At 62.7% G+C, this 22,695-nt stretch carries 16 protein-coding genes, 1 tRNA gene and 1 pseudogene; 5 read left to right on the top strand and 13 right to left on the bottom strand.

The genetic code is table 11. The features are described 5' to 3' along the window. Positions 1-1,145: 1,145 nt before the first annotated feature. Positions 1,146-2,609, top strand: a complete 1,464-nt coding sequence (locus GR328_RS23030) for a sensor domain-containing diguanylate cyclase (protein WP_160888012.1) — start codon at positions 1,146-1,148, stop codon at positions 2,607-2,609. 1,604 nt (positions 2,610-4,213) lie between these two features. Here the strand turns inward: GR328_RS23030 and GR328_RS23025 are convergent. The 3 genes from GR328_RS23025 to fdhD all read right to left on the bottom strand — a co-directional run bounded on the left by GR328_RS23025 (position 4,214) and on the right by fdhD (position 8,175). Next, positions 4,214-4,375, bottom strand: a complete 162-nt coding sequence (locus tag GR328_RS23025) for a hypothetical protein (RefSeq protein WP_160888011.1) — start codon at positions 4,373-4,375, stop codon at positions 4,214-4,216. A 419-nt stretch (positions 4,376-4,794) separates the two neighbouring features. Beyond that, positions 4,795-7,092: an FdhF/YdeP family oxidoreductase gene (locus GR328_RS23020; RefSeq protein ID WP_160888010.1), complete on the bottom strand. Its 2,298-nt coding sequence runs from the start codon at positions 7,090-7,092 to the stop codon at positions 4,795-4,797. A gap of 150 nt (positions 7,093-7,242) precedes the next feature. After that, positions 7,243-8,175 carry a formate dehydrogenase accessory sulfurtransferase FdhD gene (gene fdhD, locus GR328_RS23015; protein WP_160888009.1) on the bottom strand — a complete coding sequence of 311 codons (933 nt, stop codon included), beginning with the start codon at positions 8,173-8,175 and terminating at the stop codon, positions 7,243-7,245. A gap of 206 nt (positions 8,176-8,381) precedes the next feature. On the opposite strand from fdhD, the gene selD reads away from it, so the two are divergent. Further along, complete coding sequence (selD, locus tag GR328_RS23010; RefSeq protein ID WP_160888008.1) at positions 8,382-9,428, top strand: selenide, water dikinase SelD; 1,047 nt, start codon at positions 8,382-8,384, stop codon at positions 9,426-9,428. 67 nt (positions 9,429-9,495) lie between these two features. Continuing rightward, positions 9,496-9,828, top strand: a complete 333-nt coding sequence (locus GR328_RS23005; protein ID WP_160888007.1) for a hypothetical protein — start codon at positions 9,496-9,498, stop codon at positions 9,826-9,828. A 3-nt stretch (positions 9,829-9,831) separates the two neighbouring features. On the opposite strand, the gene GR328_RS23000 is transcribed toward GR328_RS23005, so the two are convergent. From GR328_RS23000 to GR328_RS22955, 10 genes and pseudogenes are all read right to left on the bottom strand, one after another. Beyond that, positions 9,832-9,927, bottom strand: a tRNA-Sec gene (locus tag GR328_RS23000). A gap of 114 nt (positions 9,928-10,041) precedes the next feature. Further along, positions 10,042-11,874: pseudogene (selB, locus tag GR328_RS22995) on the bottom strand (selenocysteine-specific translation elongation factor); the annotation flags it as partial. Beyond that, positions 11,871-13,274 (bottom strand): L-seryl-tRNA(Sec) selenium transferase, encoded by a 1,404-nt coding sequence (gene selA / locus GR328_RS22990; protein ID WP_160888006.1) that lies wholly within the window; start codon positions 13,272-13,274, stop codon positions 11,871-11,873. The pseudogene selB and the gene selA, both read right to left, overlap by 4 nt. A 2-nt stretch (positions 13,275-13,276) precedes the next feature. After that, on the bottom strand, positions 13,277-14,194 hold the full coding sequence (gene fdhE, locus GR328_RS22985; protein ID WP_160888005.1) for a formate dehydrogenase accessory protein FdhE: 918 nt from the start codon (positions 14,192-14,194) through the stop codon (positions 13,277-13,279). A gap of 38 nt (positions 14,195-14,232) precedes the next feature. Then, the gene (locus GR328_RS22980; RefSeq protein WP_160888004.1) at positions 14,233-14,928 is read right to left on the bottom strand and encodes a formate dehydrogenase subunit gamma; all 696 of its coding nucleotides are present in this window, start codon (positions 14,926-14,928) and stop codon (positions 14,233-14,235) included. Continuing rightward, positions 14,928-15,884: a formate dehydrogenase subunit beta gene (gene fdxH / locus GR328_RS22975; protein ID WP_246216049.1), complete on the bottom strand. Its 957-nt coding sequence runs from the start codon at positions 15,882-15,884 to the stop codon at positions 14,928-14,930. Before fdxH ends, GR328_RS22980 begins: the two co-directional genes overlap by 1 nt. A gap of 11 nt (positions 15,885-15,895) precedes the next feature. Beyond that, a complete protein-coding gene (gene fdnG / locus GR328_RS22970) occupies positions 15,896-18,979 on the bottom strand; it encodes a formate dehydrogenase-N subunit alpha (RefSeq protein WP_160888003.1) in 3,084 nt (1,027 codons plus the stop codon). 393 nt (positions 18,980-19,372) lie between these two features. After that, positions 19,373-19,918: a DUF2478 domain-containing protein gene (locus tag GR328_RS22965; protein ID WP_160888002.1), complete on the bottom strand. Its 546-nt coding sequence runs from the start codon at positions 19,916-19,918 to the stop codon at positions 19,373-19,375. 300 nt (positions 19,919-20,218) lie between these two features. Further along, complete coding sequence (locus tag GR328_RS22960) at positions 20,219-20,518, bottom strand: CcdB family protein (RefSeq protein ID WP_160888001.1); 300 nt, start codon at positions 20,516-20,518, stop codon at positions 20,219-20,221. Continuing rightward, on the bottom strand, positions 20,518-20,763 hold the full coding sequence (locus tag GR328_RS22955; protein WP_160888000.1) for a type II toxin-antitoxin system CcdA family antitoxin: 246 nt from the start codon (positions 20,761-20,763) through the stop codon (positions 20,518-20,520). Before GR328_RS22955 ends, GR328_RS22960 begins: the two co-directional genes overlap by 1 nt. Positions 20,764-21,187: 424 nt before the next feature. Here GR328_RS22955 and GR328_RS22950 point away from each other — a divergent pair, with 424 nt between their 5' ends. Together GR328_RS22950 and GR328_RS22945 are read left to right on the top strand one after the other, a co-directional pair. Then, complete coding sequence (locus GR328_RS22950) at positions 21,188-21,358, top strand: hypothetical protein (RefSeq protein ID WP_160887999.1); 171 nt, start codon at positions 21,188-21,190, stop codon at positions 21,356-21,358. Between the two features lie 317 nt (positions 21,359-21,675). Further along, positions 21,676-22,290, top strand: a complete 615-nt coding sequence (locus tag GR328_RS22945) for a Spy/CpxP family protein refolding chaperone (protein WP_160887998.1) — start codon at positions 21,676-21,678, stop codon at positions 22,288-22,290. The last annotated feature ends 405 nt before the right edge of the window (positions 22,291-22,695 follow it).

Genomic DNA, 22,695 nt, shown 5'->3' with positions numbered 1-22,695 from the left:
CACTGGTGCTGCTCCCCTCCAGCGCGAGCCTGCAACCGATGCCGGTTGCGACAACCAGGAACTGCCACGAAGTCAGGGACCTGGTTCAGTCTCAGGGAGGAGTGATCCAGAGAACTGGAACATACTCCCTTGATCGATTTGTCAGCCATGGCGGCTTCTGTGCCCTGGGTCAGACGACAGAGTCGGCATGGCTGCGAACTCTTGATGCCGCACAATGCCTCGTCGGTGATCGATGCGTAGACGCGGATCGGTGGCGGGAGCGGTGGGCCCCTCGCACGGCCGCTCATCACGATGCGGAGAACGAGCAGCGGGGGCCGGGCCGAACGAGAACAGCCCGCCGCAGGATTCTGCCAACGGCTCTTGATTGTGCATGTTCCGATCCTGGTTCTTCACGGGCCCGCGCAAAGGAGTGAAGTGCCAAGCGCATCAGGGCAAAGAGGCCGCCCGGCAGATGCTTTTCGCTACACGGTGGCCGGCACACCCTGTCGGATGTCGAGTCCGCCGGGTGAGTGCAACTGGACCGGTTCCATCGCAATTGAAAGCTCAGGCTGCGCCATGTTGGTGAAAGCAACTCGCCTTTCGATCTCTCATGGATGGTATCGTCCACATGGATACTCAGCCCTGCTCCAGCGTACCGTCAGTGGGAGCAATCCTGATGGGAGAAGGACCTTCCCGATCGCGTCCTGTTTCAAGCTGGTACGAGGAGCTTGACTCCGTGGGGCAGATCATGTCGGGACAGTTCTTCGGATCGGTGCTGCCCCTTCTCCACGGCGGCGATATGCGGGATCGCGCATCGCCGTTGCAATTGAAAGTCTCGACGCTCTCCGCCTGTAATCGCGATCGGCAATACTGTTGATTCAGAGATTATCGGCTGTCTGCTCATCGTAGAACTTTAGGCACTGTTGACATCCGTTTGCGCGGGTACCAAGAATCCAAAATTCATCCAGAGTGCACAACATTCGCTGAGTTGGCGACGCCTTATACTAACGATACGCATCTTCCCGATATGCTGACGGCTTGCGCCAACTCTACGGCCCATGTAGACTAAATTCGATTGTTGCCGTGACCTGCGCACCCGATTTTATACCCTGAAGGCTTGTCACTATTTCAAAGCGAACAGAACTTAAAAGCAATAAGCGCTGCGGATGAGAAGCCTGATTTCAAAAATTCATCTACACATTGCCGCGAGCATAGTTACTCTCGGCATCATTGGAGTCTCAGGCCACATTTTGTGGACGGATTATCTCGATACATGGCAAGACGCTGAAAACGCCTCTCGAAATGTACTCACGGTCATCGCGCGCAATCTCAGCAATAACGTTGAACTTTTGGACCTGTCACTGCGGGGAGCGGCGGAGGGATTACGCCAGGTGGGGTTTCACCAACTTCCGGCCGACTTCCAGTATCGAATGCTGTTTGATCGCTCAACCGTCGCACCATTCATGGGTTCGCTGATCGTGGTGGCTGAGAACGGCAACCTTATTGCGGATGCAGGCCCGGTCATTCTGCCTCGCGACATCAGTGTTGCCGATGCTCCTTATTTTACTGTCCATAAACAGAATCCGAACCTCGGACTGTATGTCAGCCGCCCCTATCGGAGCAAAGTAAGACCTGGAGATTTCAGTATCGCCTTCAGTCGAGGCCTTTCTCATCCAGACGGACGCTTTGCAGGCGTTGTCATGGGATCAATGCCTCTTTCGAGCATTGACAGCCTCCTGAAGGAACTCATCCTCGGCCAACGTAGTGCGATCAATCTCTTCCGCGGCGACGGCATTCTGCTCACCCGCTACCCATTTGACGAAAGTCAGATCAATCAGGATTTTCGAGAGTCTTCCCACGTCCAGCGCCTGCTGCAACATAAATCCGGCACCTTCGCTTCCATATCCCCTATCGATGGCGTTCACCGCATTCTGTCATTCCAAAGGCTGGAAAAATACCCTCTGGTCGTCACTGTCGCTCTTGCGACGGATGAGGTGCTTGCCAGCTGGGAGAAAAAGGCTTTCGTCCTGAGCACCATGACCGGAGCCCTCTGCTTCGCAGTGATCGGCCTCGCAACGATGTTCCAGCGGGAGTTGAAGCGCCGCACCAGAGCCGAGACGAAGCTCCGACGGATTGCCAGAACCGATGACCTCACAGGATTGCCGAACCGCCGGGGATTCCGGGAAACCTTCGAACGCGAATGGCGGCAAGCGATCCGCTCGGGATCGCCGCTCTCCCTGCTCTACATCGACGTCGATTACTTCAAGAACTTCAATGATCGGTATGGGCATGGGGACGGCGATGAGGTGCTTCGATCCATTGCCCGTGCGCTGGAAAGCAACATCCGGCGCCCGCGCGACATTGCTGCACGCCACGGGGGGGAAGAGTTCGCCGTTGTGCTGCCGGAGACTGACGCGGGTGGTGCTCAGATCATTGCCGAAAACATCCGCCAGGCGATCGCGGCAATCGGAATTGTTCATGGCGGCAGCCCTTACCAGATCCTGACGGTCAGCATTGGCGCTGCCACGGCCCAGCCACTCCGTGGAACGGAAAGCACAATCCTCTTAGAAGCAGCCGACGCAGCGCTCTACAGAGCTAAAAGAGCGGGCCGGAATGCCATCCATCAATGAGGAGCCGGCGCACTTGCGGCCCGTCACATACCAACGGAGCACATGAGGATCCTGGGTCGATCCAAAGAGCGGCGCTACCGTTGCAGCTGTTGTCAATCCTGGCGGACGGGAGGCGCTGCGCCTGCCGAATCGATGCGAGATCTGTCACATAGCTCTTGGATTGCCGTGCCACGCGATGTCCAGTGCTGTTTCCACCTGCGTGGAAGCACCTCATTTCCTTGTTTCGCCGAAGGCTCTAGCCTGCGGCCCATGATTCCTGTGTCCAATCAGCTTGATGGATGCGCATCTCGGAATATGCCTTGAGCCGTTCCATGACTGCACGCGCGAGGTCTGACAGGCCGCGCGCCTCGAGAGGCCGTACAAGCTCTCGGTAATGGGCCGCCTGCAACGCGTTTGAGATCTCAATCGTCGCCGCCTGTTCCGGAGCAACTGAGGTCGAGCCGAAGGCCGGTGCCTCCGTGCAGCCTACGGCCGACAGCGCGATCTTCGTTCGGAGGCACTTCTCGCAGACTCCGCAGTTGAGCACGGGCCCATGAGCGTCAGCGCAAACGCGCAGGTTCTCAAGAGCCTCTGGCCACTCGATCAGGTCTCGAATCTTCTGCAGCCTCGTGAAGCGCGCGCCCTCATGGACAATCCTCAGTCTTTGACTTGAATACAGCGGATCAGTCATCGGATGCGAGCCGAGCGGGGTCAGATGCGCAATGTCACTTGTTGCGGCGATGAAAAGCATACCGCTGTGAGGAAGAGCCGCATGCGCCGCTGCGGCGAGAGCGGCTCCATTGTAGCGGTGAAGCCAGAATCCTGCTGGGAGTGGCCGATGCCGCAAGTTCGTGTAGCAGATCACAAGCTCCAGCCGGACGGATTCCGCCAACGCACGTAAGCGTGCTTCAGCGACGGCAAACCTGTCCTCTTGCAGATCACGCGGTCTTCGGCCGATGTCGAAGCCATGGATGAAGATTGCCTGCCGTATATAGGCGGCGTCCCCGGGACGATACACGCGGCGATTATGCAACAGCATGTGAAGGCTATCCACGCCTCCGGACAAACAGGCCATGCCGCGTTCCGGGGCAGAAGTCTGCTGGCGATCAGGCGTCCGTCTCTCGGTCGCAACCTCCGGAAGGGACAGCGGCCGGTCCGCCCATGAGCTCCACCAGGCGTGCACAGTCGCCAATCCTTCCATCAACATTGGGCAGCCTGCAGCCTCAAGCACAAGGCGTCGTTCTTGACCGAAGACTGCAAGAGGAAAGCATGCGGCGAGAAAGGCGTTACCCCAGTCTCGCTCTGGAAGCCTTTGATCGGCCGCCGATGCGCGAAACTCGATATGGTCTGATGTTCTCTCTGTATCCTCCCAGGCGACGGCGCCTGACAAGACGCTGAAGTCTCCGCGCTTCCTCACATCGATATCCCGTACCCGCATGATCGGCTCCGCATCACATCACGAGGAAGTCCGTGTGCTCGATGATCGCTCCTGCGTTCAGCTGCCCGAATGTGGTTGCAGCGGTAGTTGCTATCCCGTCACGTCATAGGAGAAGCGGCCCCGTGTCTTGCTGCAGACAATCCGGTGGCCCGTACCGTCGATTGTTATGGATCATCACCGCTTCCACTCAACCGTATCTGGTGCCGAAAATGAATGCCGCGACAGTATCGTCACCCGCACCTGCGCAGACCTCAAAATCGGGGCCTTCAGGCGAACTCAGGAGATCGTCGCTATCGAAGAGACTGTGCTGCGCTTCAATAGCAACGGTGCCAATGTCATTGCCGTTCATCCATGCCCTCATGCAAGCTCTCCATGATGAGATGAGTGGCGGACCTGCCTCGAGCTGGTAGACGGCGATCTGTCCCCGCTTTCGAGAGCCCCTTTTCCGCAAACGCTAGGTGAGGCATTGACGATTCCCAGGAGTCCCGCCCCAGGGCTGAAGCACCAAGCCTTCACGGCCGCAGATGCCTTCGGGGGTTCACGCCTCGCCGAAGCTCTCGAACCCCCAGGGCATTTGCACACGACCTGCGAGCAGCAGGGAACCGTCGCGTTGCGCAACGGGCGGGCTCCGCGGCGGCTTCCTGCTCGTGTCGCGTCACGCAGTGCCTCACCTGCCGCGCCCCGAAACGCCAATGGATAGAACTTCAGCGGCATGTCGACCTCCGCCGGGAGTCGGTCGGTTTCGATAGGCCTCCTCCAGCGCCTCCGTCATGCGCCTGCCTCGTCGGTGCGGATGCGGACGGGCACGCCCTTGTAGGCAGGGGTCTTGGACAGTTCGTCGCGATAACTCACGGGGATCAGGGGATTGGCCTCGGGGTAGTAGGCCGCGACGCAGGCGTCCGGCAGATCGTACGGCACGACTCTCAATCCCCGCACCACCCGCTCGGCGCCGTCGTCCACCGCGCATTCGAGCGTCACCACCTGCCCCTCCGAGAGGCCCCGCCGCTCCATCTCCTCCGGGTTGATGAGGAGGATGTCACGCGGCCCCGACAACCCCCGCAGCCGGTCGGAGAAGCTGTAGATCGTGGTGTTGAACTGATCGTTCGAGCGCAACGTAATGAGCGTGATCTCCTGTCCCTCGGGCGGGGCACCCAGGGCGGTCAGCGCCTCGGGCGCGGTGAACTGGGCCCTCCCGCTCTCGGTCTTCCACTCGCGCTCGCGCGCCGCATTGCCCCGGTGGAACCCGCCCGGCGTGAACAGCCGCCCGTTGAAGTCCTTGAACTTGTCGGGATAGGTGGCCTCGATCAGGTCGCGGATCAGTCCGTAATCGCCTGTCCACTCATCCCACTTCACCCTAGGGTTGGGCGGCAGCGTCGCCTTGGCGATCCCCGCCACGATGGCGACCTCGGACCTCAGATGCGGCGAGGCGGGCTGGCGCCGGCCCAGCGAGCCGTGGATCATGCTCAGGCTGTCCTCCATCGTCACCGCCTGCGGACCGGTCGCCTGCATGTCCTCCTCGGCCCGGACGAGGCAGGGCAGCAGCCAGGTGGCCCGTCCGGGCAGCAGGTGTGAGCGGTTGAGCTTGGTCGCGATCTGCACGTTGAGTTCGAGACCTCGCCAGGCCCCCTCGGCGCGGGCCCGGTCGGGGATGGCGCGGGCGAGATTGCCGCCCATGGAGACGAGCCCTCGTACGGAGCCGTCGAGCAGCCCCTCGACGAGATCGACGGTGGAGCGCCCCTCCTCCTGCGGGGGCTCGAAGCCGAAAAGCTCCCTGAGCTTGTCATTGGGCACGTTCTCGGGCTTCTCGGTGATCCCCACGGTGCGCTGGCCCTGCACGTTGGAATGCCCGCGCACGGGCGAGATGCCGGCTCCCTCCCGCCCGATGTTGCCGCGCAGCAGCAGCAGGTTCACGAGCATGGCGAGATTGAGCCAGCCCCTGACGTGCTGGGTCAGGCCCATCCCATAGATGCCGATGACATTTTTCGAGGTGGCATAGATCCCCGCCACTTCGTTGAGCTCGTCGCGGCGCAGGCCGGATTCCCTCTCGATCTCCTCCCAGGATACCTCGCGCAGCCGCGCCTCCAGTTCATCGAGCCCCGTCGTGTGTTCCGCGATGAAGGCCCGGTCGAGGATCGTACTTCCCCTCTCGGCGTCGAGCTCCAGCACGCGCTTGCACAGCCCGGCCAGTACCGCGATGTCGCCCCCGGGGCGGACCTGGAGGTAGATGTCCGAAATCCGGGTAGCGGGCCTCACCGTCATCTGGGCGGGGTTCTGGGGATCGGCAAACTCGACGAGGCCTCTCTCGCGGATCGGGTTGAAGGTGACGATCTTGCAGCCACGCTCCTTGGCGGCCTTGAGCGTGTGGAGGAAGCGTGGCGAGTTGGTCCCGGTATTCTGCCCGAAGAAGAGGATCAGGTCGCAATGATCGAAATCCGACAGCACGCAGGTGCCCACGCTGACCCCGATCACCCTTTTAAGCCCCACGCTCGTGGTCTCGTGGCACATATTGGAGCTGTCGGGCAGATTGTTGTGTCCGTAAAGCCGCGCGAAGAGCGCATAGAGATAGGCGGTCTCCAGGCTGGCCTTGCCCGACATGTAGAAGACGGTCGCTCCGGGATCGAGCTCTTTGAGCTTCGCCCCGATCCCCTCGAAGGCCTCTTCCCAGGTCGTCTCGACATAGCGATCCGAAGTCGCGTCGTAGCGCATCGGATGAGTGAGCCGCCCCGTCTTCTCCAACTCGTGGTCCGACAGGCCGCGCAGCTCGGTCAGGCTATGCTCGGCGAAGAAGTCGGGCGTGCAGCGCTCGCGCGTGAGGTCCCAGATCGTCGCCTTGGCGCCGTTCTCGCAGAACTCGAACAGGTGCGGCTGCGCGGGCTTGGTCCAGGCGCAGGAGGTGCACATGTGTCCGCCCGGCTTGTTCTGCCGCATCAGCGTGCGGAAAGCACCGAAGGTCGGCTTCTGGTCGGCAAGGATGCGGCTGACCCCCTTGAGCGACCCCCATCCGCCGGTGGCGTTCTCATAATGAGGCGTATCGGGGCGCTGACTGGCCTCCTCGGACTTGCTCATCTCGTCCTCCCTGTCCGGCGGCGGTCATGCCAATGAACCGGCGCGGCTTGTCTCGGAACAAGCCTGAGAGTCGGAAGTTCCATCCGTCTGGAGCGCCCGTTCCTGCCAGCGGAGCAGCCGCACTCGCCTCTCCAGTGAAGGCGGTCCGGGTCACGGACCCCTCTTGCCGCTGATCCGGTCGAGGCCGTGAAAGACCGAAATCGAGTCCCGGCGAGCAATACCGATGAGCGTGATGTCGTGGAGCCGGGCGCGCTCGAGGGCTAGTGAGGTCGGAGCCGAGATCGCGACGAGAGTCCTTGCGCCGAAGACCGCGACCTTCTCCACCAGCTCGAAGGAACACCGGCTCGTGACGACGACGAAGCCGCTGTCCGGCCTCGTGCCTGCGCGCGCAATCGATCCGATGAGCTTGTCGAGTGCATTGTGACGGCCGACGTCCTCGCGGACGCAGCCGATCGTACCATCGAGATCGGACCAGGCAGCCGCATGGACAGCATGCGTCAGCCTGTTGAGAGCCTGCTGCCGGTCCAGGCCGAGCAGAGCCGATTGAATGGCGGACAAGGCAAGGTTCGGTGCATTCCCTTGCGGCTGACGCGCCTGGGGCAAAGCCTTGAGGTCATCGATGCCGCACAGGCCGCAGCCTGTCCGACCCGAAAGGGCGCGCTTTCGCGCCAGATGCTCGTGCAGTCTGTTGGGCGTCAGCTCGATGGCGAGCCTGAGGCCCCTCTCGTCAGGCTCGATACACATGCCGCGGATGTCGTCCGGATGCTGGATTACGCCCTCGGTCAGGCTGAAGCCGACGGCGAAATCTTCAAGATCCGAAGGCGTCGTCATCATGACGGCAAAGGGAATGCCGCCATAGATCACATTCACCGGCACCTCGGAGGGAAGCGCTCTTGCTCCTGGAAGAACGTCGGAATCGTCGAAGGGGATCACCGCAAGCGGTGCCTCCACTGCCGTACGGGGGACCCGCAAGCCGTCACCCGCTTCGCCCGGAAGGAACGGGCTTCCGTCGCGAGATGTCTGCGCCGTACCGTGGCACGACGTGCCGGTGACGTCCTTCAGCCCAGTGTCGGCACCCGGCATGACAGACTCCTCTTCGACCGCTCTCGACGAATGCGCTCATGGAAATGCGCCTCGCGCCCCCTGCATTAGGGCCATTTCGAGCATCGGAATGCAAGGTCCTCGCCACAGCGCCCGACGAACCTGGCCGAGCGCGGTCGACGGAGTGGCCGTTGGTTTGCATTCTCCGCCAGGGTCTGGAACCATGGATACCGAACGGAGGATTATTCATGGACACGCAGAATATTCGGCTCAGCCATCTGTCCCATGGCGGCGGCTGCGGCTGCAAACTGGCGCCGGCCGTGCTCCAGCAACTCCTTTCCGAGCAGCCGGCCGCGGGGCCGTTCCACAACCTCCTCGTCGGCACCGAAACGGCCGACGATGCTGCCGTCTGGCAGCTGAATGACGAAACCTGCATCATTGCGACCACGGACTTCTTCATGCCCATGGTCGACGATCCGTTCGATTTCGGGCGCATTGCCGCCACCAATGCTATCTCCGATGTCTATGCGATGGGGGGCCGGCCGATCATGGCGCTCGCGATTCTCGGCATGCCATTGGGCAAGATTGCACCTGCGACCGTTCGCGAGATCCTCGGGGGCGGCGCATCGATCTGCGCCGAGGCCGGCATCCCGGTGGCGGGCGGACACTCCATCGACTGCCCCGAACCGGTCTATGGCCTCGCGGTGATCGGGACGGCGAAGCCGAACGAGATCCGCCGCAACAGCGGTGCCAAGGCAGGGGATGCGCTGATCCTGACGAAGGCCCTCGGCGTTGGCATCTATTCGGCGGCGTTCAGAAAGGATGCGCTCTCTGCCGATGCCTATGCGGAGATGATGGGCTCGGCCACCCTCCTGAACAGGATCGGCGCCGAGCTCGCCCAGGATCCTGATGTCCATGCCATCACCGACGTGACCGGCTTCGGCATTCTCGGACACGCCCTCGAAATGGCGCGCGGGTCCAAACTGACCCTGACCATCGATCGCGCCCGCCTGCCCCTGTTCCGGGAAGCGGCGCCGCTGGCCCAGAAAGGCTACGTGACGGGCGCCTCCACCCGGAACTGGGACAGCTACGGGGACAGCATCGTGCTGCCGGAGGGGCTCGAACTCTGGCAGAGACAGCTTCTCACGGATCCGCAGACATCGGGCGGCCTCCTCGTCGCCTGTGCGCCGGAGCGGGCAGAACAGGTTCTCGGGCACCTCATCGAGGCGGGCTATCCGCTCGCCCGGATCGTGGGCCATGCCGAGGCGGGTCCTTCGCAGATCAGAGTGACCTGACGGCCTTCGGAACCCGCCGCGCTTCGCAACGTTGCTCCGAGAGCTTAGCCTAGAGGAGCCGGACGCTATGCGTGCCCCCATGATTCTTGCCGTGGCAGCCATCGGCCTGTCGGTGCCCTGCTGGGCGCAAACGGCAGCACGGAGCCCTTGCCCGGAGGAGCCTGGGACGACGGCCGCCACGGCGCCCGATCCGAACAGTCAGGCCTCCGGCACCTCGCCGGGAACCGCAGGATCGTCCGGCTGGACGGGAGGGCTTGGCGGCTCCTATATCGGCACGGCTCCGAAAGGGCCGACCCCGCAATCGCCATCCGAGCATCCTGCCACGGCGAGCGGTGTTGATCCGATGAAAAGCACTGCCGCTCCATCCGCTTCATCCCGTGACTGCGGGCCGTCCCGGTGACAATGGCGGAAGAGAGTGGGAGTCGAACCCACCTAGGACCGGCTCGCGGCCCCACCCGGATTTGAAGTCCGGACGCCCCACCGGGGACGCTTCTCCTCCATGGTCCCTGTCGAGCGGCTGAGATGCGCGGAAGAGATCCAGCCGATGCGGATTGATGCGACGAAGATCGCCGCGACGCAAGGTTACGCCGTGCCGGTCGAAGAACTCGAGGATCTGAATCGCCACCTTCCGCCCGTTCAGGACGTGATCGCGGAACTGCGCCGCCGTGAATTGCCTGTGGGGGGCTTGCCGGCACAGATCCTGGACGATGCCCACCATCTCGGCGACGGTGTCGCGCAGGAAGAAGTGATCGTGGGCGACCTCGTCCAGCTGCCCGAGACGGCTCAGAAGCTTGCAGAGACGACGGATCTCGTCCTCATCCGCACCGAGCAGACCGGCGATGTCGCGCACGCGTGGAGGACGGAATCGCTCCTCGCCTCCCAGAAGTGGTCTGATCGCCTGCCATAGGAGATCCTCACCCTCGTCCAGGCGTACCTCATGCTCCGGGAGCCGAACCCACGCCCCGTCGATCTTCACCCGACCCGCATCGACAAGCGACTGCAGCGCGGCCCGGAAGGCGGGTGCGGGCAGGCGCGGTTCGCATTGGAGCCGCAGGCGCTCGAAGCCCATGCCCTGGAGATCCGGATTGTTCTTGTGGAACGCGTCGAGAAGGCCGATCAGGCCGGCTTCGAAGGTCTGCCAATGCTCCTTCGCCAGCGCAAGAGGTGTCCGGCCGGCGGAAAGACGCACCAAACCAAGGCCGTCGGCAATATCCACCGCGCCGGCAAGCGGCATGGCCCTGTCGCGGGCAAAGGCGGCCAGATCGAAGGAAAACGGCCGCACCGCGGCGAGGTCCCTCATGGCATCGGCCGGATCGGCCTGCGCCAGAGCCGAGATCTGCGCCCGGCGCTCCTTCCCGCGCCTGTGGCGCGCCGGGGCGCGCAGATCGATGAAGAATCCGCCTCCGATCGTCCGCTGGGCGGACGTATCCCGCACAACAAAGGTATCGTGGGCTGCGGCGGCGATGGGACGGTCGAGGACGATTTGAACCACCTTTCTCTCCCCCGGCTGAAGCGGATCGTCTTCCAGCAGAACGATCCGCGCCCCAACCTCCGCGGCTGCATGATGCAGCCGGACGGGAAACCACTGGCCCACGGGCTTCTTCTCGCTCGAAAGAATGCGCAGGCTCGCGTCGATCCGGTCGGTCGGTGCGTGAAGCTCGGGAGCGAGCACCATGTCGCCGCGGACGACACTGTCCTTCGAGATCCCCTCGCCTGCCAGATTGAGGGCGCAGCGTTGCCCCGAGACGCCACGCTCCGCGGCGCGGTTCTGAGCGTGGATCGAGCGCACCCGGGCCGTGCGTCCGGAGGGGCTGACGACGACCTGATCGCCAATGGCGACCGTTCCGGACAACACGGTGCCCGTCACCACGGTGCCTGCACCGGGAAGAACGAAACTGCGGTCGACCGACAGGCGGAACAATCCGGTGGCGTTCCGCTCCCGCTGGGCGGCGGCCGCCGTCCGCAAGAGCTGCTTCAGCGCCTCGATCCCCTCGCCTGTGATGGAGGAAACGGGAATGATCGGGCACTCCGCCAATGTCGTATCGGCCAGAACATCGCGGATCTGCGCCGATGCCGCAGCGCGGCCCTCCTCATCCGCGAGATCGGCCTTGCTGAGCACGACCACGCCTCGATCGATTCCGAGGATGTCGATGATCGCGAGATGTTCGAGGGTTTGCGGCTTCACCGCATCGTCGACCGCCACCACGAGCATGACGAAGTCGACGCCGCTTGCGCCCGCGACCATGGTGTGGACGAAACGCTCATGACCGGGCACGTCCACGAACCCGATCACGTCGCCATCGTCCTGAGGCCAATAGGCGAAGCCGAGATCGATGGTGATGCCGCGCGCCTTCTCCTCCTTGAGGCGATCCGCATCGATGCCGGTCAGCGCTTTGACGAGCGCCGTCTTGCCATGATCGATATGGCCGGCGGTACCGACGATCATCGAGCCCCTCCCGGCCGGTAAAACGACAGGTTTTGCCGAAACAGAGCTTCGTCCTCCAGACACCTGAGATCGAGGATGAGCGCCCCCTCGGCCACGCGTCCGATCACGGGCCGCGGCAGTCCTCGGAAAGCGGCGCTCAACTCCTCGACTGCGCGTCCTCCTCCCTTGGGCTTCAAGGACAGCCCGAAGCTGGGGATCGTATCGAGGGGAAGCGCTCCCGAGCCGATCTGGCTCTGACACGCCACGATTTCGACGGCGGCGCCAGGCCCCAGAGCATCGACCAGGGCGGGCATGAGGCGCTCCGCCTGTCGCCGGACCTCCTCCGCAGGCCGCGCCAGGAGGCGCATGGTGGGAAGTTTCTCCGCAAGCCGGTCAGGATCGCGGTAGAGCTTCAAGGTCGCCTCGCACGCGGCGATCCGCACCTTGTCCACCCGCAGGGCGCGCTTCATGGGGTTGCGGTTGATCGCGGCGATCAGATCCTTCCGGCCGACGATGAAGCCCGCCTGCGGGCCGCCGAGGAGCTTGTCTCCGGAGAAGGTGACGAGATCCGCGCCCTCCTCCGCCGCCTCCCGGACCGTAGGCTCCTTCCTCAAGCCGAACCGGGAGAGATCGACGAGGGTTCCCGAGCCGAGATCGTTGACCAGAGGCACATCGTGCTGGCGGGCGATCTTAGCGAGATCGCGGGCGCGGACCTCGGCCGCGAACCCTTCGATCCGGTAGTTCGACGTATGAACCTTCAGGATCACCCCGGTCTCAGGCCCCAACGCATCGGCGTAGTCACGCGCATGGGTGCGGTTCGTGGTTCCGATTTCGCGCAGACGCGCCCCTGCCCTCGCCATGATCTCCGGCATGCGGAACGCACCGCCGATCTCGATCAGCTCTCCGCGGGAGACGACGGCCTCCCGGCCCTGGGAGAGCGTATTCAGGACGAGGAGCACAGCCGCCGCATTGTTGTTGACGAGGGTCGCATCCTCCGCCCCGGTCAGCTCGCAGACCAGGGCTCGGACATGATCGTCGCGCTCGCCTCGTTTTCCGTTGGCCAGATCGAACTCCAGGGATACGGCCTGCCGCATGGCGGCCGTTGCAGCCTCGACGGCCTCCTCGGCGAGGATCGCACGGCCGAGATTGGTGTGCAGCACCGTGCCGGTCAGGTTGAAGAGTGGTTGCAATCGCGTGTTCGCACGCACAGCCAGGCGAAACAGAACGGAGGCGACGATCATATCCTCGTCGAAATCGGCTCCGGACCGCAGCTCCTCGCGCAGAGCCGCAAGAGTCTCCCGAATTGCCTGCGTCGTCTCCAGACGGCCGTGTTTCTCCGCAAGAACCGCGATGTCCGGGCGGTGCAGCATTCGATCGACGGAGGGAAGATTGCGCAGGCGCGACAGGGCCGCTTCGGCCATGCTCAGACCCCGAGCAGGAAAGGATTGAGACTGCCCCGGCGGTACTCACCGTCCTTCAGGAGAAGATCCAGCCCGAGGCTGGCGATGTCGTCCGCGACCGGGTCGAGCGCCGCATCCTTCTGCTGGTAGAAGATTTTGACGTAGCCCCGGCAGCTATCGCAGCATTCCGCCTTGATCGTACCGGGTCCACCGTCGATCTCCTGATAACCGATACCCTTTCCCGAACCGCACAGCACGCATTTCACGCGCACCACATTCCATAGAGTGCCGCACAGGGCGCAGGAGCAGTAGCGGGTCCCTTCCGCTTCCATCCACCCGACGACGAGGGACGAAACCGGAGGCCCTCCGCAGCAGGGACAGGCGCCGTCGCCAATCTTGGCGAGCCTGCTCCTGTCGAGCTTTGCCGCGAGCCGGGTGAAATGAACCTGCAGCCCTGCCGCTCCATAGACATGCTCGGCAAGGGCATCGGCCGGAATGGCATCGGCGAGAACACCCTGGACGATGGAGCGCATCTCATCGGGCGTCGCTGCCCTCACCCGCTCCAGCGCCGCCTCCGCTTCGGCGGGCTTCGTCACCGGGGCGACGGCATCGAACAGGCGGCTCAGGGTTTCGCTCAGGACATCGTCCAGTCCGGCGCGGTTCCGGTCGAGCGGCGGCATGCCGAATTCCCGTGCGCGGTCGAGGGCATCGTCGGGCGGAAGATCAGGCTCGGGCAATCCCTCCTGAATGCTGCTCTGGGCTGCCGCTATGCCCGCGATGAACCGCAGATAGGGAGCAAGCTCGCTCGTCTGCGCCAGGAACTCGAGCCGCTCGCGGCGGGCCTCGAAGAGCCTGCTCGGGTCCGGCAGACGAACGAAGGGGGGAGCCTGGACGCGGCCGACAGCGGCGGGATTGGGCTCGATGGAACTTGAATGTGACATGCAACCTCACGAACCACACGGGCCACGTGTGAGAGCCTCTACTCGGCGGGTGCCGCCGGCTTCTTGAATCTATGGTGCTCCGCCAGTTCCTTCAACCAGCGGCGATGGTGCCGCCAGGCCCAGCCCCCCGTCACCGAACCGCGCGTCATGGCGCGAAGCGTGCCCCGGGCCCAGATCACCGCATAGACGTGGACGATCCAGATGCAGATGAGGAGGACGGCTGAGAGCGAATGAACAAGGACCGCAACCCGCTTCTGCGGAATGGTGGTCCATCCGTAGAAGTACTGATCCCAGATCGCGAGACCCGTGAGGATCAGGGCGATGATCAGGAGCGACATGGCCCAGAAGTTGAACTTCTGGATCGGGTTGTACCGCCCGGCCTCGGGCAGCTTTTCTTCGTTTCCGGCGATGACGTCATTGGCATGAGCGAGCCATTCCCTGTCGGACTTCTCCGGCAGATTGGCCCGCCAGAAGCGGATGAACAATCCGGCGAAACTGAAGAACAGGACGACGCCGATCCAGGGATGGAAGGCACGCGCCTCCTGTCCGCCCCCGAACAGGCCCGTGAGGAAGAACAGGGATGGATGGAAGAAGGCGAGTCCGGACAGCGCAAGAAGAATGAGGGATATTGCCGTGACCCAGTGGTTGATGCGCGCACCCAGGTTATAACGGTCGACGACGACCGGCCTACCCGGATGGATTGCGTCTTCCTTCTCGATGCTCGTCGTTGCCATCAGATCTTCTCCTTCACGAGATCTTCGGCTTTCTCCTCATCCTCCCGCGTGACACGATTGGGACCGGCGAACGCCGAATGGAGGACGCTGGCTGCGGCCGCAAGCCCCATGGCGGCGAAGCCGACATATTTCGCCATTCCCTTCCAGGCATTCACGACGGGGCTGACCTTCGGATCCTTCGGCAGGCCCGAATAGATCTCCGGCTGGTCGTTGTGATGCAGAACGTACATCACGTGCGTTCCGCCGACCCCTGGCGGGTCATACAGTCCGGCGTTCTCGTAGCCGCGAGACTTGAGATCCTCGATGCGGCTGTCGGCCAGCCTCTTCATGTCCTCCTTGGTGCCGAAGGTGATCGCGTGTGTCGGGCAGGCCTTCGCGCAGGCCGGGCCCTGCCCCACCGCGACGCGGTCGGAGCAGAGGGTGCACTTATAAGCCGTGTGATCCACCTTCGAGATGCGCGGGATATTGAACGGACAGCCCTTGATGCAATAGCCGCAGCCGATGCAGTTCTCATGGACGAAATCCACGATCCCGTTGGAATACTGCACGATGGCTCCGGGCGCCGGACAGGCCTTCAGGCAGCCCGGATCCTCGCAATGCATGCAGCCGTCCTTGCGGATCAGCCACTCGAGATTTCCCGTCTGCGGATTCTCCCACTCGGAGAACCGCATCAGGGTGAACATGTCGGGGGTCAGATCGTGCGGGTTCTCGTAGATGCCCGTATTGGTTTCCAGCGCCGGTTTGGTGTCGTTCCACTCGACGCAGGCCGACTGACAGGCCTTGCAGCCGATGCACTTCGACACGTCGATGAGCTTCGCCACAGGCTCCAGCTGCCTCGCGGGCGGCGGCACCGTCGAGGCGGAGCGGCGAACGAGGTCACGCTCCCCCAGGTTCGCGGCTGTGGCTGCGGTGGCGACCGGAGGATTGCTCGTTGCGGTACGGGGACTTGGTTCCATTCCACTTCTCCTCAGACCGTCGCCGGAGCCGTGGTGGGCTCGATATTGACCAGGAACGCCTTGTATTCAGGCGTCTCGATGTTGGCGTCACCCACGAAAGGCGTGAGGGAATTCGGCCCCCAGCCCTTCCGCGCCTTGCCCGTGAAGCCCCAGTGCAGCGGAATGCCGATCACGTGGACGGGCTTGCCATCGCACATGAGAGGCTTGATGCGCTTGGTCACGACGGCTTTCGCCTTCACCTCGCCGCGCTTCGACCACACCCGCACCCAGGACCCTTGCGCAATCCCCTTCTCTGCTGCGAGCTGTTCGGAGATCTCCACGAAGAATTCCGGCTGAAGCGTCGCGTTCACGACGTTGTGCTTCGTCCAGTAGTGGAAATGCTCCGTGAGCCGGTAAGAAGTCGCCGCATAGGGGAACTCCTCTGACGTTGCGAACTGGGCCACGTCGTTCTGGAAGATCCGCGCCACCGGATTGCCCCGGATGTTCGGCGCAACCACGTTGGCGATCGGAGCCTCGAACGGCTCGTAATGCACAGGGAACGGCCCCTCCCGCATGAGACCGCGTGCGAAGAGGCGCGACACGCCCTCCTGGTTCATGATGAACGGACCCACGACATCGGGCGGGGCGTTCGGCGCGATGTCCGGCACATCGTAGCCCGACCATTTCGTGCCGTCCCAGGCGATCAGCTTGCGCGAGGGATCCCATGGTTGTCCCTGAAGGTCCGCGGAGGCGCGATTGTACAGAATGCGCCGGTTGAGCGGCCAGGAGAATGCCCAGTTGGGATAGGCGCCCGTATCGTCCGGATCGGCGTTGTCCCGGCGCGCCATGTTGTTGCCGGCCTCGTTGAAGCAGCCGGAATAGATCCAGCAGCCGCAGGCGGTCGCGCCGTCGTCGCGCAGGGCCGAGAAATTGACGACCTGCTTGCCTTTCTCCAGCACGGCCTTGGTCGGATCCGCCGGATCGTAGACAGTTTCGACGACATAGCCGTTGAGTTCCTTGGCGAGTTCCTCCGGCGTCGGCTCGTTCCTGTCCTGGTAGTTCCAGGTGAGATCGAGGATCGGATCCGGAAAGGCGCCGCCCTCCTTTTCGTAGAGCGCACGCAGACGCAGATGGATCTGTGCCATGATCCAGGTATCGTGCTTCGCCTCGCCCGGAGGGCTGCCGCCCGCCCAGTGCCATTGCAGCCAGCGGCCCGAGTTGACGAGCGCGCCCTCATCCTCCGCGAAGCAGGTGCTGGGAAGCTGGATCACCTCGGTCTGGATCGAGGCCGGGTCGACGTTGTTGTACTCGCCATGGTTCTCCCAGAACCTCGCTGTCTCCGTCTCCAGCGGATCCATCGTCACCAGCCATTTCAGCTTCGACAGCGACTCCGTGATCTTCTGGCGGTTCGGGAAGGCGAGCAGCGGATTGAAGCCCTGGCAGAAGTAGCCGGTCACCTTGCCCTGGTGCATCATCTCGAAGTAACGCAGCACATCGTAAGCCGGCACGTCGAGCTTGGGCAGGTATTGATAGGCGAACTCGTTCTGCGGGGTTGCCGCATCGCCCCACATCACCTTCTGGAAGCTGACGAAGAACTTCCTGTAGTTCTGCCAGTAGCTGGTCTGGTTCGGCCGCAGCGGCTTGAACGTACGGCTCGACATGTAGGTCGTGAAGTCGGTCTCCCGTTCCACCGGAATGTTTAGGTAGCCCGGGATGAGGTTCGACATCAGGCCGATATCGGTGAGTCCCTGAATGTTCGAGTGCCCGCGAAGGGCATTCATGCCGCCTCCACGCACGCCGATATTGCCGAGGATGAGCTGCAGCATCGCCATGGAGCGGATGTTCTGCGATCCCTTGGAATGCTGCGTCCAGCCAAGCGCGTACATGGACGTCATGGTCTTGGTGGGCGACGAGCATTCAGCGATCATCTCTGCCACCTTCAGGAACTTGTCCTTCGGCGTGCCGCAGATGCGTTCGACCATTTCCGGCGTGTAGGTCGCGACATGGGCCTTGAGCAGGTTCCAGACGCAGCGCGGATTCTGCAGCGTCTCGTCAACGACTGCAAAGCCGTCGGGCCCGATCTCGTACTCCCAGGACGAGCGGTCGTAGTCCCGCTTGTTCTCGTCATAGCCCGTGAACAGGCCGTCTTGATAGGCGAAACCCTCCCGCACCACATAGCTGGCATTGGTGAAGGCCTTCACATATTCCCACTGGACCTTGTCGTTCTGGATGCAGTAATTGATCACACCGAGCAGGAACGCGATGTCAGTGCCCTGCCGGATGGGGGCATAGAAGTCGGCAACCGATGCCGAGCGCGTGAAGCGCGGATCGACAACGATCAGCTTGGCGCCGCGATTGGCCTTCGCCTCCGTCACCCATTTGAAGCCGCACGGGTGCGCCTCAGCGGCGTTGCCGCCCATGATGATGACGAGATCCGTGTTCCGGATATCTGTCCAAGAGTTGGTCATCGCGCCACGACCGAAAGTTGGGCCCAGACTGGACACCGTGGGGCCGTGTCAAACACGCGCCTGATTATCGAATGCGACGATTCCTGTGCTGCGAACGACCTTGTAGGTCAGCCAAGCGGTTTCGTTAGTGGTCGCCGAGGCGGCCAGGAAGCCGACCGTCGTCCAGCGGTTGACGGGAACACCGGCCGCGTTGGTGGCGATGAAGTTCGCATCACGATCGTCCTTCATCAGCCTGGCGATGCGGTCGAGTGCCAGATCCCACGATACCCGCTCGAACTTGTCCGATCCGGGCTTGCGGATCATCGGGTACTTCAGGCGGGTCTCGGCCTTCACGAAATCCTTCAGCGCCGCGCCCTTCGGGCAGAGCGTTCCGCGGTTCGTCGGATGGTCCGCGTCGCCTTCGATATGGATGATCTCTGCCGTCTCGCCCTTCCGAAGGTCTCCCTTCGAATACATGATGATGCCGCAGGCAACCGAGCAGTATGGGCAGGTGTTGCGCGTCTCCATCGTGTTCGCGAGCTTGAAGGGCCTGACAGCCGCAGCCTGCGCCGCCTCAAGCTCTGAGAACCCGAAGGCTCCCAACGTGGTACCGGCAACGCCCACGCCGGCGGCTTTGAGGAAGCCGCGTCGTGAGAGCTCCATGTTCATGGTAACCCTCCCTATGGTTTCGCACTGCAGCAACGTCTTCTTGGGCAAGTAGAGTAGTTTCGAACATTTCTAATGTCAAACCGTGGTATTCCGAAACGGAAGTCCAATTGATATACTTGCGTGCCAGGATTTCGGGTTAACGCGAACGGAATTGAAACCACAACTCTCCCCTCTCGTACGCTCGCCCTCGCGGGCATGAAAGGCCTTGCCGTGGGCTTCCCGGCATATCCGAAGGTCGGAACAGCGGCTGCCCGGCCCGATTGTCTCCAGCCGGAAATGGCAACGTATTCCTTGACGGCACCTGGTGACGTTGCCTCGCGCATCGCGCGAACAAGGGGACCCGGTTTTCGCTTCGAACGATGTGCTCTCCACAGAGTGGAGCATCGATTTCGGTTACGAAGATACGTCCTCGGAAGCGGAGAAAACCCGTTCCGCATGGGCAAGACACCAGGTTGCAATCCGCTCCGGATCTACAGGGAGCCGAACGAATTCCGGGCCTGCGAAGGCGTGCCATTCCGGCATGAGGTCCTTGCCGACGGCGATCACGACGGGAAGACCCGTTGCGATGGCAGCAGCAATTTCGTCCCGCAGCCCTCGTCCGGCTGCCTCCTGCCGGCCGAAGCGGTTGACGAACAGGATATCGGGCTTCCCTTCGATGGCAGCGCGCAGCCATCCTCCGGCTTCGGCCAGGCTGGAGGAGTTGAGGCGGCATCCTCGCGTGCCGCTCCCCCGCATTTCGAAAGCCTGGATCCTGCGCCCCGTGCCGATATCCTCCAGAAGCAGTGTTCCGCAGCCGACGGCGTCGCCGGATAGCCCCTCCTGAAGAAGGCCGCCCACGCGCAAGTTCAGGGACTTCAGATGTTGGGCGACCTGACGCAGAACCGCATCAGGGCGACTTTCCCGATCGTAGACAACGACACCGATCCGGTTCTCAGTCAAAGGCAATCTCCAACAAGAGGATTCGACCGCCGCTGAGGATCGAAGGGAAATCGGCAGAACTCAATCTCAATGAGGCCAGAAAGACAATGTCGGTGTCGCGCATTGAGCCTTGGGCCGAACCAGCCAAGCGATCCTCACCGAGATTTGTGAGGCCTGCCGTTCGAACGCTCCGCAAGGACATACCGCGGATGGTGCTGTCGCACCCCCGTCTTTCCTTGCCGGTTCTGCCTGCGGATTCTGAGGCCAGAAATCTTCGAGCATGTTGGGAGGCAGGGGATTGGGTAGCCTTCTGCGAAGCAGTCAAAAGCCAAGGAACAGGATATCGAGGGCCCGCTTGATCGCGTCCTGATCGGAGGCCAGGGAGCCGATCGGGCGCTGCAACTCACGCGCCGGCACAGATGCCAACTGATAGGTCAACAGAAGGAACTCGTCTCCCTTGAACCGGACCAGAGGCGTCAGACCGGAAATGATCGCCGCGTTGTCGCTGGGGATCATAGGCGCAACGACACGGGCTGCCAGCCGATCCAGGAGGCCCGACTGCAAATCCACCACATATCCCTTGGTGCGACCAATCCCGGCATAAACATCGAACTGCGCCATCAGAACTGCCTGAACTCATCCAGGAGCAGGCCTTCGTGCTCGATCATCGCATTGTGGGCATCAATGGCTTCCTTGTTTTCCTCCAGCCAGCGGGCCCGCCGGGCTTCCGCCACCGAACGGGCCAGCCCACTTTCGCAGGCTTGGGAAACATTGACCTGCAAAGCTTTCGCCTCGGCCACAAGTTCAACTGGTAGAGTGACATTGGTTGGGCGCCGGACTCTCACGTCTCCAGCGGGTCTGGGCATCGCGCTACTCCTTGAATGCATGCGCATAATATATGTGCATGCAAGATGTGAGTAAAGCCAACGCTCGAGCGGCAGCAATCTTCAACGCAGTCGCGGCGGCATCGCCCTGGAAGCAGGAACAGAAAAGGGGCGAGATCTCGAGGCAAGCGCCCTCCAGCACCGTTGCAGGCAGATCCATCGCCACAAGCGGTTCTTTATCCCCCGGAGGTACCCACACGGAGCATGGTCGACTACCTCGGAAGTTCAAGCCTCGCCGATTGCCGCCCGAACTGACGAACCGATACTCTTCGTCTAAGAATCAGAATATCAGCAGGGCCTCATGTCAACCGAAAGATCTTCCCTCGCGCAAAGGCATCCCGTCAAATCGTCTTCGGATAGAATGATTACTGAACACGATCTGAAGATTCTGTGGATATCCCGCACATTGACGAACATCGACTTTCAGTATGGCGAGGAGATTCTTAACCTCGAACGCAGTAATCTTGAAATCGAGCAGAAAAACTACATCAAGACACAATTACTTCTGAAGTACCGGGAGCGGCGCGAGCCTTATCAGAAACTCCTGGCGAGCCTCAAAGAGCAACAACTCCATTGAGAAGCCCAGAGCATTGGACGATCATGTGGCTGAGCAGGGGGCCGCAGGGATGACTGACAGCGGCTTGACGCAGCAGCGGTAGCGCTCGCAGCCGTCAGGCTTACCGGCAAGGCCGTCTTCTTCGCACAACGAGGCTTTTTGTTTCAGCCGGACTGGCTCCAAGGAAGCCTGCCCGATAATCGGAGATCACACGGCAAGCTCCGCCCAGGAAGGCAGGGGCGATATGCGTCGGGCCGCTCGTTGTCGCCTGTGAAACGAAATGCGCCCCATCGACATTTCTGAGTGCAACGGACCGGGTCCACCCAGGAGAACCCGCCATGAAGACACCGATGCTCGCTGCCGTTCTGATCACCTTCACCGCACCGGCGCTGGCCCAGTCCACGGGCCCTGCTCAGCCCCAGGCGCCCACCCCGTCTGCCTCCCAGATGCCGATGGGGCAGATGATGCAGGGCCGAGAGATGATGGGGCATGGCATGGCGATGGGCCACGGCATGAAAGGTCAGGGCCGAGGCATGATGGGCCGCTTCTCGCGCGAGGACATGAGCGCCTTCGCGGATGCTCACATCGCGGCGATGAAGACAGGTCTGAGGCTAACCGTCGAGCAGGAGAGATTGTGGCCGCCCGTCGAGGACGCGCTGCGCAATCTCGCGAACCTGCACCTCTCGCACAGACAGGCGATGCGCCAGGTCCGGGGTATGATGACGAGCGATCCGGTCGGACTGCTCCGCAGGATGGCGGACCACATGAGCCAGGGAGCGGACGCCATGGGCAAGCTCGCCGACGCCGCGGCCCCACTCTACGCGACCCTGGACGAGGCTCAGAAGCGGCGGCTTCAGGTTCTCGTCCGCATGGGATCCCGCGGTATGATGGGCTTCGGCGGCGGAGGAATGATGGGCGGCTGGTCCGACAACGACGATGGTGACGGCGATTAGGGCCGCCGTGGAGGCGCGAAGCCGCGCAGGAGCCACGGCGCTGTGAAGCCCCTGTGTCCGGCTGAAGCCGGTGTGTCGGACGAAGCGGCCGGGAGCTCCAAGGTGCGGCGGCCTCGACAACCCTACGTCGCTCACATCGGGCAAAAGAGCTCGTTCCGCTCTTCCGGAGCGGGGAGCGGCTTCCTCTCCTCCATGGGGCCGCTCGCCTCGCTCTTCTTCTCGCTCGGGGCGCCGGCTGCCACTAGGCATGGGCGTCCCGTCAGTTTGGTTCTCCATGCGAACCTCCCCGGCGGTTTCGGGTTGACGGCGTAGCGCCACCGTCCGGGGAACAGAGATGCCCGCCTCCAAAGTGCTCGTCGTCGCCACCTCGCATGACCAGATGGGATCCACCGGCCACCGCACCGG

Source organism: Microvirga makkahensis (assembly GCF_009830105.1).
Taxonomy (GTDB): Bacteria; Pseudomonadota; Alphaproteobacteria; order Rhizobiales; family Beijerinckiaceae; genus Microvirga; species Microvirga makkahensis.
This window is presented reverse-complemented; position numbering and strand designations above follow the sequence as displayed.

Excerpts from the sequence above, each read along its gene's own strand:
- GR328_RS23030 (WP_160888012.1), top strand. The coding sequence starts at position 1,146 with ATGAGAAGCCTGATTTCAAAAATTCATCTACACATTGCCGCGAGCATA.
- GR328_RS23025 (WP_160888011.1), bottom strand. The coding sequence starts at position 4,375 with ATGAACGGCAATGACATTGGCACCGTTGCTATTGAAGCGCAGCACAGT.
- GR328_RS23020 (WP_160888010.1), bottom strand. The coding sequence starts at position 7,092 with ATGAGCAAGTCCGAGGAGGCCAGTCAGCGCCCCGATACGCCTCATTAT.
- fdhD (WP_160888009.1), bottom strand. The coding sequence starts at position 8,175 with ATGCCGGGTGCCGACACTGGGCTGAAGGACGTCACCGGCACGTCGTGC.
- selD (WP_160888008.1), top strand. The coding sequence starts at position 8,382 with ATGGACACGCAGAATATTCGGCTCAGCCATCTGTCCCATGGCGGCGGC.
- GR328_RS23005 (WP_160888007.1), top strand. The coding sequence starts at position 9,496 with ATGCGTGCCCCCATGATTCTTGCCGTGGCAGCCATCGGCCTGTCGGTG.
- selA (WP_160888006.1), bottom strand. The coding sequence starts at position 13,274 with ATGGCCGAAGCGGCCCTGTCGCGCCTGCGCAATCTTCCCTCCGTCGAT.
- fdhE (WP_160888005.1), bottom strand. The coding sequence starts at position 14,194 with ATGTCACATTCAAGTTCCATCGAGCCCAATCCCGCCGCTGTCGGCCGC.
- GR328_RS22980 (WP_160888004.1), bottom strand. The coding sequence starts at position 14,928 with ATGGCAACGACGAGCATCGAGAAGGAAGACGCAATCCATCCGGGTAGG.
- fdxH (WP_246216049.1), bottom strand. The coding sequence starts at position 15,884 with ATGGAACCAAGTCCCCGTACCGCAACGAGCAATCCTCCGGTCGCCACC.
- GR328_RS22960 (WP_160888001.1), bottom strand. The coding sequence starts at position 20,518 with ATGGCGCAGTTCGATGTTTATGCCGGGATTGGTCGCACCAAGGGATAT.
- GR328_RS22955 (WP_160888000.1), bottom strand. The coding sequence starts at position 20,763 with ATGCCCAGACCCGCTGGAGACGTGAGAGTCCGGCGCCCAACCAATGTC.
- GR328_RS22945 (WP_160887998.1), top strand. The coding sequence starts at position 21,676 with ATGAAGACACCGATGCTCGCTGCCGTTCTGATCACCTTCACCGCACCG.